The organism is cf. Phormidesmis sp. LEGE 11477, assembly GCF_015207105.1.
In the GTDB taxonomy this organism is placed as follows: Bacteria; Cyanobacteriota; Cyanobacteriia; order Phormidesmidales; family Phormidesmidaceae; genus Phormidesmis.
Genome location: NZ_JADEXO010000034.1, coordinates 36949 through 51607, shown reverse-complemented (window position 1 = coordinate 51607; position 14659 = coordinate 36949). Strand labels below are relative to the sequence as shown.

14 protein-coding genes are annotated in these 14659 nt (G+C 47.4%); 8 read left to right on the top strand and 6 right to left on the bottom strand.

Annotation, left to right across the window (positions count from 1 at the left end; all coding sequences use genetic code 11):
• Both IQ256_RS12100 and IQ256_RS12095 read left to right on the top strand, forming a co-directional pair.
• The coding region (locus IQ256_RS12100; protein ID WP_228024813.1) for an ABC transporter ATP-binding protein at positions 1–1009 on the top strand (1009 nt) is incomplete at its 5' end.
• The gene (locus IQ256_RS12095; RefSeq protein ID WP_228024812.1) at positions 1009–2055 is read left to right on the top strand and encodes an ABC transporter ATP-binding protein; all 1047 of its coding nucleotides are present in this window, start codon (positions 1009–1011) and stop codon (positions 2053–2055) included. The genes IQ256_RS12100 and IQ256_RS12095, both read left to right, overlap by 1 nt.
• A 26-nt stretch (positions 2056–2081) precedes the next feature.
• Here the strand turns inward: IQ256_RS12095 and IQ256_RS12090 are convergent, their stop codons facing one another.
• Positions 2082–3056 (bottom strand): glycosyltransferase family 2 protein, encoded by a 975-nt coding sequence (locus IQ256_RS12090; RefSeq protein ID WP_193855798.1) that lies wholly within the window; start codon positions 3054–3056, stop codon positions 2082–2084.
• 254 nt (positions 3057–3310) lie between these two features.
• On the opposite strand from IQ256_RS12090, the gene IQ256_RS12085 reads away from it, so the two are divergent.
• Positions 3311–4795 carry a lipopolysaccharide biosynthesis protein gene (locus IQ256_RS12085; protein WP_193855797.1) on the top strand — a complete coding sequence of 495 codons (1485 nt, stop codon included), beginning with the start codon at positions 3311–3313 and terminating at the stop codon, positions 4793–4795.
• 215 nt (positions 4796–5010) lie between these two features.
• Here the strand turns inward: IQ256_RS12085 and IQ256_RS12080 are convergent, their stop codons facing one another.
• From IQ256_RS12080 to IQ256_RS12060, 5 genes are all read right to left on the bottom strand, one after another.
• Positions 5011–5961: a polysaccharide pyruvyl transferase family protein gene (locus IQ256_RS12080; RefSeq protein ID WP_193855796.1), complete on the bottom strand. Its 951-nt coding sequence runs from the start codon at positions 5959–5961 to the stop codon at positions 5011–5013.
• A gap of 220 nt (positions 5962–6181) precedes the next feature.
• Positions 6182–7099 carry a mechanosensitive ion channel family protein gene (locus IQ256_RS12075; protein ID WP_193855795.1) on the bottom strand — a complete coding sequence of 306 codons (918 nt, stop codon included), beginning with the start codon at positions 7097–7099 and terminating at the stop codon, positions 6182–6184.
• Between the two features lie 309 nt (positions 7100–7408).
• Complete coding sequence (locus IQ256_RS12070; protein WP_193855794.1) at positions 7409–7711, bottom strand: hypothetical protein; 303 nt, start codon at positions 7709–7711, stop codon at positions 7409–7411.
• 3 nt (positions 7712–7714) lie between these two features.
• A complete protein-coding gene (locus IQ256_RS12065) occupies positions 7715–8503 on the bottom strand; it encodes a DUF2267 domain-containing protein (protein ID WP_193855793.1) in 789 nt (262 codons plus the stop codon).
• Positions 8504–8936: 433 nt separating this feature from the next.
• Entirely contained in the window at positions 8937–9335 is a 399-nt protein-coding gene (locus IQ256_RS12060; protein WP_193855792.1) for a DUF2294 domain-containing protein, read from the bottom strand.
• 522 nt (positions 9336–9857) lie between these two features.
• Here IQ256_RS12060 and IQ256_RS12055 point away from each other — a divergent pair.
• The 5 genes from IQ256_RS12055 (at position 9858) to IQ256_RS12035 (ending at position 14597) form a co-directional block, all read left to right on the top strand.
• Positions 9858–10226 carry a hypothetical protein gene (locus IQ256_RS12055; RefSeq protein ID WP_193855791.1) on the top strand — a complete coding sequence of 123 codons (369 nt, stop codon included), beginning with the start codon at positions 9858–9860 and terminating at the stop codon, positions 10224–10226.
• A 200-nt stretch (positions 10227–10426) separates the two neighbouring features.
• Positions 10427–10789: a hypothetical protein gene (locus IQ256_RS12050; RefSeq protein WP_193855790.1), complete on the top strand. Its 363-nt coding sequence runs from the start codon at positions 10427–10429 to the stop codon at positions 10787–10789.
• Between the two features lie 326 nt (positions 10790–11115).
• A complete protein-coding gene (locus IQ256_RS12045; RefSeq protein WP_370623425.1) occupies positions 11116–12105 on the top strand; it encodes a mechanosensitive ion channel family protein in 990 nt (329 codons plus the stop codon).
• Between the two features lie 134 nt (positions 12106–12239).
• A complete protein-coding gene (locus IQ256_RS12040) occupies positions 12240–13646 on the top strand; it encodes a hypothetical protein (protein WP_193855789.1) in 1407 nt (468 codons plus the stop codon).
• A gap of 45 nt (positions 13647–13691) precedes the next feature.
• The gene (locus IQ256_RS12035) at positions 13692–14597 is read left to right on the top strand and encodes a mechanosensitive ion channel family protein (protein ID WP_193855788.1); all 906 of its coding nucleotides are present in this window, start codon (positions 13692–13694) and stop codon (positions 14595–14597) included.
• Positions 14598–14659: the final 62 nt, after the last annotated feature.

The window sequence follows — 14659 nt, the reverse complement described above, 5'->3', positions numbered from 1 at the left end:
GAATAATCCAGTTGCTAACAAAAACTCTCTTATCTCAGTTCGCAACCTATCGCTCGAATTTCGCACCCGTACTGGCACCGTCAGCGCTTTAGAAAATATTAGCCTGCAAGTCCAACCTAGCGAAACCGTCGGTATCGTCGGAGAATCCGGCTCTGGCAAGTCCGTCCTCGCCCTCGCCATTATGGGCATTCTCGACCCGGCGGCCCACATCACCAGCGGCGAAATCTTGTGGCAACAACAATCTACCGCCTACGATCTGCTGAAAACGTCTGAGAGCAAGCTGAGGCAGCTACGGGGTAAATCGCTGTCGATGATTTTCCAAAGTCCGCGCACTGCTCTAAACCCAATTCGCCAAGTTGGTAAGCAAATTGTGGATGTATTGCGCTGCCACACCGCGCTGCCCAAAGCACAACTTAAACCTAGAGCATTAGAACTGCTGGCCAGCGTCAGAATTCCTGACCCGCAACAACGTTACAGCGCCTACCCTTATGAACTCTCTGGCGGCCTGTGTCAGCGAGTCATGATTGCCCTGGCGATCGCATGTTCCCCTCAGCTACTGATTGCCGATGAACCCACCACAGGTCTAGATGTCACTACCCAAGCCACGATGATGACACTGCTCAAAGAACTGACCACCGCCAAACAAATGGCCACGGTGGTGATTACTCACGATCTAGCACTGGCCTCAGAGTATTGCGATCGCATTCTGGTGATGCACGCTGGTCATCTGATTGAGAGCGCTCCAACTTCTACACTTTTCCGCTCGCCCGCGCATCCCTACACCGCAAAGCTAATTACCGCTACGCCTGAACCGCACAAAGGGTTTGACGATTTGGTGCCTATTTTGGGAAACTTGCCAGACCTGCGTCAGGAAGCTCTGCCACCTTGTCGATTTGTCAGTCGATGCGATCACGTTACCGAGCAGTGTTACAGCGCGCCTTTGGTAAAGCAACAGATTGATGAAGAACACCAAGTCGCCTGCTGGCACCCGTTAGCAAGAGATGCGTGATGAATCTAATGCCGAACAAAATGCCGAATAAAACTCTGAATAAACCGTCTAATGAAACGCCGCTGCTGCAAGTCTCGGATTTGACTAAACATTTTCCAGTAGGGTCTGGCCCTGCTAGCTGGCTGTCACGTCAGCACAGTTCTCGTCAGCTCCATGCGGTAGATGGGATCACACTCAGCATTCAGCCAGGGGAAAGCGTTGGCCTAGTCGGTGAATCCGGCTGTGGCAAATCTACCCTGATTCGTTTAATCGCTCGCCTGATCGAACCTACATCCGGCAAAGTTATATTCAACAATGCTTCGATTGGCCAAATTCCAGTTGGTATGTTCTCTCGCAGTCCATACCGAGCAGATCTGCAAATGGTCTTTCAAGACCACAGCGACAGTCTAAATCCACGGTTTACGGCCTTCGATACGATCACAGAACCGATAAAGCGATTGAGCCCTAGTCATACAAAGCCCCAGCTCAAGCAGCGTGCCGCTGAACTTGCTCAGCTAGTGGGTCTTCCTTCAGAACTGCTCAGCCGCTTTCCGCATCAGCTATCCGGTGGGCAAAAGGCCCGTGTAGGAATTGCTCGGGCAATAGCACTCAATCCCAAGCTCCTCATCCTAGACGAACCCACTTCCGCTCTTGATGTTTCTGTTCAAGCGATCATTCTGCATCTGCTCAAAGATCTCAAACAGCAGCTGAATATGAGCTATCTGTTTATCTCTCATGATTTGAACGTTGTCAGATTGTTGTGCGATCGCATCCTGGTCATGTATCTCGGTAAACTGGTCGAAACCGGACCGACCGATACTATCTTCAACCATCCTCAGCATCCCTACACCCAGGCGCTGGTTTCAGCGATTCCTAGCTTTGCGGCGATGCCACAGCGGATTTCTTTGACTGGAGAGCCCCGCAGCCCGATAAATCCTTCTCCTCACATCTGTCGTCTTTATGGCCGCTGTCCGAAAGGAGACGATCGCTGCCAACAAGTCCAGCCAGAACTTCGATCGATTAACGATAGCCATCAGGTTGCTTGCCACTACCCTGACACGCTATGACAGTATGTCAAACATCCCTATCAGTACTATGCCACCCACCGTCGGATGAATTTAGTACTTTGGTAGCGAACTCTTTCTCCCATCGTCAGATCATCAGAAACTGGATAGGGCTGCAGTCGCGGCCTGGTTCGCTCGCCTGACGCTATCTTCTGGTGAGTGTGAACAAACTCTCTGTAGTGTCTGAGCGCAGGTGCGTCTCTGTCTAGCTTATGTTTCTCATACATCCGCTGAACGCTAGATTCGCACCAGCGATCGCACCAGCGCAATCGAAAAAATGGCAAGTCTGACTCGTCTAGTACAGTAGGACGCAAGTAGGTAATCACAGAAGCGGGTTCGGTATAGATAGTACCGCCCGCCTCTAAAATGCCAAGGCTAAAATCTGTTTCTTCTGCCATACTTATCAGCGCTTCGTCCAGCAGTCCTACCTTGTCGAAGACATCTCGGCGAGATAGCACACAGTGAAACTCAACTAGTCCTGTCGGCTGTGCTTGCAAAGGTGCTTTGAGCTTGTTTAACGGCGAATGCATGTGCGGACGGCGCTCTACCATCCACTTTCGACCACCGGGCAATTCTTTGAAGATAATCGTGCCACCGATTTGATGAATTGCGTCAAATCCTTCACCTTCTAAGGTCAAGGGCGCTACCGACCAAGCGTTAGTTTCCTCGGCTCTACTAACGATCGCCTTTAGCCACCCTGGCCGCACTAGCACATCATTATCAACAAAGACAATGTACTCGGTATCAACCGCTGCGATCGCCAAGTTTCTAGCTTGATTAGGCGATAGGTACTGCGCCGTATGTATGAGCTTAAAGTTATGTGCTTGAGACTGATCTTTCAGATACTCTCGTAGTGGATCAGGCGAGTTTCCATCTATATAGACGAGCTTAAAGGGATAGTGAGTATTAGCATAGATGCTCTCTAGCGATCGCTGTGCCGCGCTAAACCGCTCGCGAGGAATAACCGCAATTGTGACATTAGGCCGAGCCGAGAGATGCACCATGAGCTTCTATGTTTGATGAGTCGTTGTTAACTGCCGTCTATTAAGCTGATTGATTGTGCCTAGCCGGTCAACCGTACAGTGAAGAAACATTTCACGAGTAAAGCTACTATAGGTCTCAGTAAAAATAGGCAGAACTGTCTTGGTCAAACCAGTAAGAGGTTTTACTGTTAGAGAATATTTCGAGTAAAGTGGCGAACGCGATAGAACGGAGCCTCCTAAAAAATGAGTATCGAACAAAAAGAGTATCGAACAAAATGAGCATCGAACAAAAAGCTATTAAAGGTGTTTTCTGGTCTAGCATTCAAAATTGGGGCAGTCAGACCGGGTCGCTAATTACTTTTTTAGTATTGGCCCGATTGCTGTCACCGGAGGACTTTGGCCTAGTGGCTTTGGCCAACACGTTTGTTGTCTTTTTTAATCTTTTTGTCGATCAGGGATTTTCTACGGCGCTAGTTCAGCGACACGAATTAGATGAGGCGCACGTGAATACGGCCTTTTGGGTTCAGCTACTTTTGGGAATATTCCTAACCTTATTAGGCATCAGCAGTGCCGGGTGGGTAGCAGATCGCTTTCAACAGCCGCTATTAGCACCAATACTGAGATGGTTTTCTAGCATATTTTTGCTGCGCGCTCTCAGTATGGTGCAGCGGGCACTGCTAAAGCGAAAGCTGGCATTTAAAGAAATTGCAATTCGGGCGTTGTCAGGAATTATATTAGGCGGGCTAGTCGGCATTTCGATGGCGGTAGGAGGGCATGGCGTCTGGAGTTTGGTAGGGCAACAGCTAACGTATGAAGGAGTTGGCGTGGTTGCCTTTTGGGGCTTTAGCGAATGGCGACCAAAGGGTCAGGTTTCTCTAAGACATTTAAAAGAACTCTCTGACTTTGGCATTTCAATATTTGGCTCCAACATTCTGACTTTCTTTAACAACAACTCTGATACTCTGCTGATTGGTTATTTTTTAGGAGAGGTCGTTTTGGGCTATTACGCGATCGCCTACCGCGTATTGCAGGTACTGACCCAGCTCCTAATTGGAACCGGAACCCAAGTCACGCTACCTATTCTTGCTCGCTTTCAAACCGAGCCCAGGCGGTTAGCCAGCGCCTTTTACAAAATCATTGGCTATGTCAGCTTAGTTGCCATTCCTACATTTATGGCGGTGGTGTTTCTAGCGAGCGAGCTAGTCATCGTCATCTTTGGCAGGCATTGGGCTCCCGCAATTCCAATGATGCAGGTGCTGGCCTTTGGCGGCGTCTTTTATCTCATTCTTTTTTTCAATATTTCTGTATTCGTGGCGATGGGCAAACCTCACCTTCGATTTCGCCTAGAAATTCTCAACGCTGTTCTCAACATCCTCTGCTGCGTCATCGCCGTGCGGTGGGGCGGCTTGGCGGTAGCCTATGCGTTTGCCATCAGCGACTTCTTAGTAATTCCAGCTAGCTTGTGGACGCTAAAGCGGGTGATGAAAGTATCTCTAAAAGACTACTTAAAGCAGTTCGCAGCACCTTCTATCTGTACGGCATTTATGATTTTGCTAATCGGACTGCTTCGCCTCTGGCTACAAGACACGCTACCGCTTCAGCTTGTCCTAATAATTTGTACTCTTTCAGGAGCAGCTTTCTACATTTTTTGTCTGCGACGGTTCGCTCCGGTACTCTTTCAAGAGATCTGTGACTTAGCCAAAACAGGATTTTCGCAACGTTCAGAGCCATCGAAAGTAGAAGAATGTGCAAAAAATTAGGCCCTACTATAGCGTTCGCTACGTTTCTCCACAAATCTCTAATGTAGCCTGTACCAGATGCATTCGGTACAGGTGCGTCACTTGACCCGTTGTAATGTAAGGCTTTCAGCCTGAAAATTGTACCTCAGTCAAGTGACCAAAGCTATAGTGAAGCCCTTGTCATAAAAGAGTAAAGTGGTCGGCTAGCGGTGCGGAAGCATCTGAAGCTATCTATGCTACATAACAGCTAGCCGTGAATGCTGATGGCAGAGCTTAGAAAAGCGGATCTGGAGCTGATCGAGCTTGCGTTCAAAGACGATTGGGTGGCTGAGGGTAGGGGCTTGTTTGGCGATATTGGCTAGGCGCTCGGCGATCGCACACTCATCAGCAAATAGTCCGTATTGATGCGTCGAAAAAGGCCCCTCTAACGCGGCACCTATCCAGTGTTTAATGGCTAGGCCGCCGGTGCGTAGGTTGCCGTTCCACGGTTTGTAGCTTTTTAGCGATGGCAGTCGGTAGGGATGATAAAACAAATTCATCGAGTCGCACCAGTCTTGCCATTTGAAACGGTAGATCCGAGAGCTAGTGGCAATCGGAATCCAGGGAACGCGCAGGGCATCGGCGGCGATCGCACCGTGAATGGCTTCAGCCATCAATCGCTCACTAGAATTAATCGCAGTCAATACCTTTTCAACGGGCCAGCGAGGATCGATATAGCGAATGTTCGCTAGTTGACAAATCCGCTTCCAGCTATCATCAGCCTCGTCTGCATGATAGATATGCGGCATAAAGCTGCAGCCCTGCCTTTTATTGGAAAAGCTATCAGCAGCTTCGAAGAGCTGAGCAATCAAAAGACCACCATCTGCGATCGCCATACTCTCCGGTAGATCGAGCTGTCTGGCCGAAAGCGGCCCCCGAACGCAGTAGATATCCCAATTTTCAGGGATGCGCCTGAGTGGCTGAGCAGAGCTTGCACCTGTGCTAAAGATGATTACTTTCTTAGCGTTAGCCACAGTAGCCGCAAGCTGGTCATCTAACAGCGTGCCAGTACCCACGAACACAGTAGATCCGTCCTGGTCAAAGAGTTCAGGAGCGAGCCTAGGCCACATCCAGCGATTGAGACTGTGACCAAAGCTAGGTTCTAGATTGCCTGTTTGATCAGTTTGTTGATCATGAAAGAGTTTCATAAAATTGCCCGTTTCCCAACGCTTCGTGCATAAGATGATCAATCAAAGCAAAAATGAGATCAGGAGCAACAAAGACGTTTTAGCTATTTTTGATCATTTTCTAAACCCTATAAGAACTCGGTTAAGAACAAATACTATAGAAGGTTAAGGAAACATAAAAGTAGTTTGCCAGTATAGGCAGCGCTAGATATCTCTGTATGAGGTCTGATATGCTGCCTCTCTATGTACGAGTAGATGATTGAGTAGGTGCCTGCGATCGCCCGTTCATATCTTCTATACGAGCATTGTCGCTGTATTTCTCTTGGTCAAAGTGATAGACCGTGCGGATTGGGTATGGGATATTGATATCTGCTTCGTCACAGGCTTGCTTGAGCGCTAGCATTACCTGTGTTTGCAATCGACGCACAGATGCCTGATCTGACCGGGTCCAGTATCGCACCACCATATCAATAGCACTGTCGCCAAAGCCGACAATATCTACCTCAATTGCTGGATTAGAAGCCACTTCTTCGACACTTCTTGCAGCCTCTGTCAACGTTCTAACGGCGTGAGGTAAAGGCGTATTGTAATCTACGCCAATTGCTAGATCGGTTCGTCTGTGCGATCTACCTGTCATTACCTGTACCGGACTAGTAAAGACAATAGAATTAGGGACAACGACTAGTTCACCCTGATAGGTTCTAATTTGAGTAGAGCGCAGTGCAATTTCTATGACGGTGCCTTCATAGCTATCGACAATAATCTGATCTCCTATTGAGAAAGGCTCTTGAATTAGCAGCAAAACACCAGATAGAAAGTTTTTGAAAATATCTTGAAAGGCAAAACCAATGGCAACAGAACCTAGTCCCAACAGGGCGACAAGATCGGCAAATCCTAAATCTGGAAAAGCGATGATGCAGGCAAACAGAATGCCGCCTGCTAGCGTTGCCGCATAGCTGGTTTGAACAAGCAAAGACTGCAAAGATAGACTTTTGAGTGTCCTAGACGCAACTTTGTGCATACCTCGGCGAACTAGATTCGCCGCTGTCCGAGTAAATAGCAATATAATGACTGCCAGGACAACTTGAGGAAAGATGAGAACAGCTTGAGCTGCTATGTCAACTAGATTACTTCGGACCTCTTCAACTAACGTATCCATCTTTATCCTTAATACCTACGTCTAGACGCTCGCTCTTGTAGACGGCTAGCAAAATGACTAGACCCATACAACACCAAAAAGCTCACCATAGCAAAAAGCTCACCATAGATAGGCCACTCTAGAGCGGACTTTCTATGATGAGCTGCTGCAGACTAGGCTACCCTCAATGCTAACGATTGTGCAAGCCTAAACTAGCTATAAATTTCAGTTCTCACCCGATGAAATTTGGGTGCGCGAATCAAGAGAACAGCTTTGGCTAATGACTTATTAGCTAATGACTTATTAGTTAATAACTTAGCGCGCTCGTCATCACCACTTGCGATCGCCTTCTTCATCCACGCGGGCCTGACGAATCACATCAGAGATTTCCTCTGCGTCCTTGACATGGTGTAGAGCCTCTTTTTCACCATCTTCACCTTCTACGGTGAAATAGGTAGGCACCTCGATCGGATTACCAGTCGCATCCTCATAAGCTACAGCAGTCTTATCCCCTTTCTCTTCTACGGACGTACCTGGAGGAGCTTCTTTATCGCCTGGGTTGATATTTTCTGTTCCAGGCTGATTCGGCTCTCTCGGGTCGTGGCCGCTTGGGTTATTATCGGTAGTTGCCATGATTTATGCTTCCTCCCATAGTGTACGAACTTCACCAGGCATGAACTTTGAAATTTCAGCGACCCGCTCATCAGAGAGCTCTTCCTTAGTGGCGCTAAAGACTGCTTTAACAACAGTGTGCGGACCCGTAGTTTTTGGCAGTCCACCCTCTTTTTCAATTCTAAAGAAAAAGGTGTCGTCGCTAAACTTTAGTTTTGGTCGAATCTGACTGAGAAATCGAACTAGCGGATTCGAGTCTTTCCAAAGATCGGCGACTTCTTCCTGGGCCGCTTTCTTATCAGTATCGACTGCGGATGTGTGTAGCTCACTAGCGACGTTACTAGCGGCCTCTGTAGTCATCAGATCTCGCATTGTCCGAAAGACGATTTCAGTCAGGTCTCTAGCGTCATATATATCAGCAATGTGACCTTTGAGCATGACTTTCTTCAAAAAGTCCATGTCTTTAGTTGCAATCGGCGTACTTGGGCCGGTCTTCAACTCCTCAGGCGGGTTCTCGCTCATCTTTTTGAACAAGTCTTGACCGCTAGGCGTTAGCTCAACCGCCTGGAGCTCGACGTTATCTGGCAGCGGATTAGGCCCAGAGTCAGCGTAGGCATCCCCAGAAAAGTCTGCTTTGATATACCCCTTTTGATTAAGGTAGTCGAGGTGCGCTAGGATCTCAGTTTTATCAGTGTTGCGACCGACAAAGTCTGCTGCCGTCAAATTTAAAGGAAGCGGCTCAGACGAGTCTGGGCGATCGCTCATTTTTTTAAGCAGGATATACGCAAGATCCTCTTTTAACTCTATTGCCATAAAAATGCTCCAGTAGCTCTATTAAACAAAAATTACCTTTAGCTAACCTACTCAGGCGCTCGCCAACACTACCACTCGCAGAATAGAGCACTCGCAGAATAGAGTTGAGAGAGGTGACCCTCAGAGATTTGAAGCTACCTTGCGAAAGCAAACTAACCCATCCGAGTCAGGTATTGAGCGAACCCATCGACACCACTCTCCTGGCTAGACCTGTGTAGCTATACAAATAGTAGGATGGAGGGCACCAGAGACTAGTCAATCAATAGATGGATAAAGTCTTAGCCAAAACCTGCCTTCTGACGTATCTTCTATTTACGTCTGTACCCACTGCTGCTATCAACACTGTCCGATGTGAGTTCTGAAATAAGTTCTGTAGATCAAATACTTTTACGAAGAAGTCGCCTAAGCGGTAGTCTTCTATTTTTTAGCGTGTCTATTTCTTTAGCTTAGGGATAGCCTCCGGATTGCGAACTGTAGGCGCACTAGATAGTACCGCGATCATGCCGACTCTACCAGTCTCAATGGCTGCATCGCAAAGCAAATCTAAAACATCAACCCCTAATACCTCCTCGACTAGTACCTTGATTTGAGGTTGGATTGCTTCATTCAGGTCAGTGCGAACTTTCTCTGCTAGCTCTAGCTGTCCTTCTTCCATGAGTAGCTTCTCTGGCTGCGTGACTGAATCTTCTAAAACAACGACAAGTTTTCGACTAAACAGTTGACATGACACCTTGCTAGGCTGGTGGCCTAGGTGCTTTCTATAGAGCGCTTGTATCTTTTGCGAAAGTTCTCGTTCAATTTGTCCAACAGTCCGCTGCTCAGTTGTTCCCATTTTGCTTCTATTCTAGTTGGATGAACTATCACTCACGAGCTGAGCTAGGTCGCGATAGGTCATAGGAAATTATCTGCTCGATTCTTCATTAAAATATACAGTGCCTTTCAAGAAAAGACGGTGTATCTCCCTGATATGTCTTACCGATACACGCCACTGCTTGACGCGCGCCATTTTACAACCTGTACCTTCACTGTATTTTACCTAGAATCGCAGTTATGTAGACACCACAGGCGATAGAAATAGGCTATCTCGTCTGTATCTACAAAAGGGAAACGCCTAGTCCACCTGTATAATAACGGCAGTCTCCGCTAGCTGTTTCTTTCTATAGATGCGTTTGAATCTTCCATAAGATGGATGGGGACAGAATCGATAAAGCGATTCTATTAAGGAGTAAGGAAATAACTAACAAACTGTTTTAGCAATAGTAAGGAGACGCTAGGGATGACCGTTCTTAACCAACGTTTTAACCAATATTTGAGTGTGATAAAACGGCAGCTTTTTTGTACAGCTTGTCTACTGATGGTAACTGTTGCAATCTTTGGCAGTTCCGTGTCGGCAGCGCATGCGGTTGGTTCTGAAGCCGCAGCGGATATCGTCAACCAGCGGGCTGCTTCTGAGCTCGATCGCGTCGCTGGAGCGGGAACCGCCAATCAGGTTGAAGGTGCTGTCGACGGTGCGGTTGGTACAGTAAAGCGCGGCATCGGGACGACTAAAGACTCCCTAGATATGGATAGTTCTGCTGATAAATTGGACGGTGCAACCGATCAGCTCAAAGGCAAGGTCAAGCGCGATGTTGGCCGAGCTAAAGGAGCTACTGCTGACGCGGCTGATGATGCTGAAGATGCAGCTAGTGGCGTAGTAGAGTCTATCAAAGATTTCTTTAACTAGGATTTGTTAACTGCGGTTTTTGCACTACAGTTTTTGCTCGGAGTGGCTATGCCGTAGACTAGTCCATAGCCCAGACTTGAGTTGAGTTAGAGATGGATTGTCTGATGGGTTATCTGTACAGCTAGCCATCCGTCAAACTGCCTGCTGAGCAAATGCGTCGCTCAACTCGTTTACTTATTATGTTCCCAGGAGGAATTTCCATGAAAAAGATGCTTAACAGTCTTTCAGCTTTGGCTGCTAGCTTTCGTCCGTTGGCGATCGCATCTATCTGCGCGCTCTTTCTATTGACTAGTGTGGCTCCTGCACTTGCTATCGGTGGCAGCAGTTCTAGTCCTTCCAAAGGTCTAGAGCAGCTAGACACCGTTCAAAAAGAGTCTGAGAAGGCGATTTCTGGCGATTTGTCTAGCAATAACGATGGCAAAAGCGTTATGAAAAAGTCTGCTCAGGGGCTCAATGGCGTACAGGGCAGAGCTAATAAGAAGGATATGTACAGCCCCGACGATGCAAATGCGACTTCTGTTGAAGAGAAAGTAGAAAATGCTTTAGAAGAGGTCACTCCTTAGCTCTTTGCTTTGAGCTCTTTGAGGTCGGCAGTTTATAGCCGCACAGCGCTGTCATTCTATAGTCGTATAGCCAAGAGCTTTAGAGCATAGCTGACGTCTATTATCTAAGCGCCGCTAAAAGCAAGAAACTAAAAAGCTAGCTGGGACGTTCCATATGTCCCAGCTAGCTTTTCTAATGCTTTATCGCTTTACCTCGTACCAGTGAAATAAAACTAACCCTCTCTAAAGATAGAGTGGGCCTTTCTAAAGATAGAGAGACCGGTAATACCAGACCCTGTACACTCTTCTCCTACAGTTTTAGTTAGCAGGATTTTTCTGAGAAAAACGTGGGGAATAATATTTCACTTTCAGCAGCGACAGAAAAGCTATCAAGCATGATTCAAGGCGTGATCGCGCTGCTGCCTAACATTGCCATTGGTGTGGTCATCTTCATCCTCTTTTGGATTATAGGCAGAGTCGTTCGCTCCTTTGTCCGCCGCCAAACTAGACACCGAGACACTCGCAATGTTGGTCTGGTATTTGGGCGCTTGATCCAAGGCGGTCTGGTCATTCTAGGCTTTTTGATTGCAGCGACCGTTATCTTTCCCAACTTCAATCCTGCCGATGCTCTAGCGGCACTAGGGATCGGGGGTGTTGCCATCGGTTTTGCCTTCAAAGATATATTGCAAAATTTCTTAGCTGGCATTTTGATCTTGCTGACAGAACCTTTTGAACTAAACGATCAGATTATTTTTAATGACTACGAAGGCACCGTAGAGCATATTCAGACCAGAGCGACTACCATTCGCACCTATGATGGCCGCCGAGTGGTCATTCCCAACGCAGAACTTTTTACCAACGCGGTCATTGTCAATACCGCCTATGACCGCAGGCGTTTAGAATACGACATCGGGATCGGCTATGGCGACGATATCGCCCAGGCCAAAAAAATTATCCTTGGCACCCTCAAGAGCCGCGATGAAGTACTCAAAGATCCGGCCCCAGAAGCGCTAGTTGTGGCGCTAGCAGACAGCACAATTAACATTAGAGCTCGCTGGTGGATTGAACCGCCTCGGCAGGCTGATATGGTAGCCTCTAAAGACTGGGTACTAGAAAACGTCTGCAACGAATTGGTTGCTGCTGGAATCGATTTGCCCTTTCCAACCCAACAAATTCTCTTCCACGACCAAACCGAAGAAACCGATGGTAACAGAGCCAAACAAAGAGAGGGATGGCCCGTTCAGCCAGAAGGCCCATCGCCTAGAGCACTCAGCCTTTCTCGCTCTGTACTAACGATGGTTAAAAGGCAGCGTGAGCAGACCGAAAACGGCCAATAGCTGATATTATGGCTACCCAGCACGATTGCATCAAAGCCCTAAGCGTCCGAGCTGTATTGTTTGAGTTTGCATAGGGATAATTATAGGGATTCGTCGCTAGAGAAAGAAAGAAGCAGCGACGCGACTAAATCACTATGGTTTCAAAAGCATCAGACTTTAGAGATTGGCTGCTCGATAAACGTTTCTTTCGAGTAGGCTGGTTTGCCAAAGATAGTCATATTGCACCAGACCCAGAAGAAGCGCTCGCTAAGCTACCCGATCAAGTTGCCAATGAGCTAAGGGACGCTGCGAATGCCCAGCCAGCTCACCCTGCTGAAATACAGGCGGTGCTAGATCCGTTGAATGATGCGATCGCTCAATGGATAAAAAAGCCGAACAGCGCCAACAACTCTAGGGTGGTTCTAGCTCAGCCTGTGCTACCAGTGTCTTTAATCTTAGGTGAAAGTCTTTCTCACCTAAGTGAGAATCAGCAAGTCACTATCAAACTGCTAGACTGGATAGAGCGTCCGCCTCACAGCGCCAGCATCAGGGAAAGAATAGAGAAAGAGATAGGTTCGGTTGAATCAGAGCAGGACGAGGAGGGCTTCTCAGCTAAGCAGATTACAGTAGTGCCTAACCTGTGCTGGTGCTTCTTACGAAGTGCTCAGGGTCTAGATGGTATTGACTATCTACAAGATACCATCATGAACGATCCTAGCCAGTTCGTAGTATTAGGCTGTGGGCAGATTGGGTGGGAGTATTTAAAGTCGACACTTAAGTTTCATGCCTATTGCGATCAGGTCGTGCACCTACCCGGTCTGACCGGAGAGCAGCTCCAGGAATGGCTAACCCCTATTATCGACCAGTTTGACATTCACTTTAGCGATGCTGCCCTACATAAGCGCTTAGGTGATCCAAACCAACTAGAAGATATCAACCTTTCCATTGATAAGCCGATTGAAACGCTTTCCGAGATTGCACAAGAGGCAACTGCAACTGCCAAATCTTCTGTACGCTTTGTCAAAGAGGCAATTGACGGCGATGACGATACGGAAGATACGAGCCCTAAGCGTGAGTATTTTAATCGGCTAGCTGATATTTCTGACGGCATTAGCATTGTCGCGCTACAGCTATTTATTAGATCCCTACGCTACACCAAGGTCTCTGACTACCAGACAAATGACAATAGGAATAGCAACTCAGATGAAAAACAATCGGCTAAAAATCGTACAAAAGAACAAGTCGCATCAGATGAATCCACTCAAACCAATTCTGAGCCTGACAGAATAGTCGCTCAGTTGCCAAAGCTTCCGCCTCTACCAGAGCTGAGTCAAAGCGATCTGTATCTGCTGTATTCACTTATGCTTCACGGCGATCTTACAATTGATGCATTGGCAGAGAGCTTAGGTGACTCTCCGCAGGTAGTTAATAATCAGGTGCAATTTCTTCGTAATCAAGCCGTCATTGAACAAAAAAATGGCGTGCTCAAAACTAACCCCATTCACTATCCAAGGTTAAAAAAAGAGTTAGCTAAGAACAATTTCATCATCCAAACGTCATAAGGCAAGAGAAATGCTAGTGGGTAAGTTAGAGGCAATAAGTTACGCATGATTGAACTGTTCGACAGCGGCTCTGCCGGGAGGCTAATAGCGCAAGATTCTAGCCAAAACTCTGTCCAAGACTCAGCTAAAGAAGCAGCCAGTGAGACCGCCGATCAAACGAGAGAACTGATCGGCAATATCACCGGGACTAAAATTCTCCAAGCGCTAGTTATCATCGTTATCTGCTATTTAACGATTAAAGGCGTAGATGCGTTAGTTATCTGGCTATCGGAGAAAGTTGCTAGACACAACCGCCTACGGATAAAACAGTTCCAGCCATTCGTACGAACGGCTGTGATGACGATAACTGTTGTCCTCCTGATGAATCTGTTTCTAAACCTTTCTAGAGAAAACGTACTAGCGGTGACTGGAACGGTTGCAGTTGCCCTTGGCTTCGCCTTTAAAGACTATGCCAGCTCCATTATTGCAGGGATCGTTGGCCTGTTTGAAGCGCCGTATCGGGTAGGCGATAGGGTTGCGATCGCAGATGAATACGGCGAGGTTATCAGCTATGGGCTGCGAGGCATCCGTCTGCAAACGCCCTCTGACAATATTGTGACGATTCCGCACGGCTATATTTGGACTAATGCAGTCTCTAATGCCAACATGGGTGAGCTAGAGGCGCAGGTCGTCACAGAGTTCTACTTAGCCCATGAAGTCAATCCTGAGAAAGTGGAAAACATCTTATATCGGATTGCCTATACCAGCAAGTACACACATCTGAAGCTGCCAATCATAGTAGTAATGTCTGAGCATAGCTGGGGCAGTTTGTACAAGCTGCGCTCTTATCCCTTAGATGCTAGAGATGAATTTGCCTACAAAACCGATCTAACCGTAAGAGCTAAGAAAGAATTCGCTAGGCACAATCTACCTTATCCGAAACGGTTCGATCTCTTAGAAGAAAGTCAGTAGCGAGCAAACCCTTAGAGGTTACAACAGCCTAACTCTATATGATAGAAAATAGGACTCTAAGC

What these genes read in the sequence shown, in the direction of transcription:
- IQ256_RS12095 (WP_228024812.1), top strand. Translation starts at nt 1,009, where the DNA reads ATGAATCTAATGCCGAACAAAATGCCGAATAAAACTCTGAATAAACCG.
- IQ256_RS12090 (WP_193855798.1), bottom strand. Translation starts at nt 3,056, where the DNA reads ATGGTGCATCTCTCGGCTCGGCCTAATGTCACAATTGCGGTTATTCCT.
- IQ256_RS12085 (WP_193855797.1), top strand. Translation starts at nt 3,311, where the DNA reads ATGAGCATCGAACAAAAAGCTATTAAAGGTGTTTTCTGGTCTAGCATT.
- IQ256_RS12080 (WP_193855796.1), bottom strand. Translation starts at nt 5,961, where the DNA reads ATGAAACTCTTTCATGATCAACAAACTGATCAAACAGGCAATCTAGAA.
- IQ256_RS12075 (WP_193855795.1), bottom strand. Translation starts at nt 7,099, where the DNA reads ATGGATACGTTAGTTGAAGAGGTCCGAAGTAATCTAGTTGACATAGCA.
- IQ256_RS12070 (WP_193855794.1), bottom strand. Translation starts at nt 7,711, where the DNA reads ATGGCAACTACCGATAATAACCCAAGCGGCCACGACCCGAGAGAGCCG.
- IQ256_RS12065 (WP_193855793.1), bottom strand. Translation starts at nt 8,503, where the DNA reads ATGGCAATAGAGTTAAAAGAGGATCTTGCGTATATCCTGCTTAAAAAA.
- IQ256_RS12060 (WP_193855792.1), bottom strand. Translation starts at nt 9,335, where the DNA reads ATGGGAACAACTGAGCAGCGGACTGTTGGACAAATTGAACGAGAACTT.
- IQ256_RS12055 (WP_193855791.1), top strand. Translation starts at nt 9,858, where the DNA reads ATGGTAACTGTTGCAATCTTTGGCAGTTCCGTGTCGGCAGCGCATGCG.
- IQ256_RS12050 (WP_193855790.1), top strand. Translation starts at nt 10,427, where the DNA reads ATGAAAAAGATGCTTAACAGTCTTTCAGCTTTGGCTGCTAGCTTTCGT.
- IQ256_RS12040 (WP_193855789.1), top strand. Translation starts at nt 12,240, where the DNA reads ATGGTTTCAAAAGCATCAGACTTTAGAGATTGGCTGCTCGATAAACGT.
- IQ256_RS12035 (WP_193855788.1), top strand. Translation starts at nt 13,692, where the DNA reads ATGATTGAACTGTTCGACAGCGGCTCTGCCGGGAGGCTAATAGCGCAA.